A 258-nucleotide genomic window follows, 5' to 3' on the forward strand; every position below is an offset into this window, starting at 1 on the left:
CGGGCAGATGACCATCGCCTTCCCGTCGATCCACCGCTTCGTCACCGAAGAGTTCTTCAGCAGTTGCCTGGCGCTGGCGCGCGGCCTGGTCGGCGACAAGCTGCGGCCGCAGCGGTTGGAGTTCAGCTATCCCGAGCCGGAATACCGCGACCAGTACGAAGCGGTGTTCGAGTGCCCGCTCGCCTTCGACCAACCGCAGGACCGCCTGGTGCTCGACGCGGACTGGCTGGCCGCGCCGCTGCCGACCCACAACCCGAT

The 258-nt window shown here is 67.8% G+C and carries 1 protein-coding gene; it reads left to right on the plus strand.

What is annotated here, in order from left to right:
• Positions 1–258, plus strand: a 258-nt coding sequence (locus HKX41_12215; protein ID NNC24900.1) for an AraC family transcriptional regulator, incomplete at both ends; no start/stop codon positions are given.

This window comes from Salifodinibacter halophilus, assembly GCA_012999515.1.
GTDB lineage: Bacteria > Pseudomonadota > Gammaproteobacteria > Nevskiales > Salinisphaeraceae > Salifodinibacter > Salifodinibacter halophilus.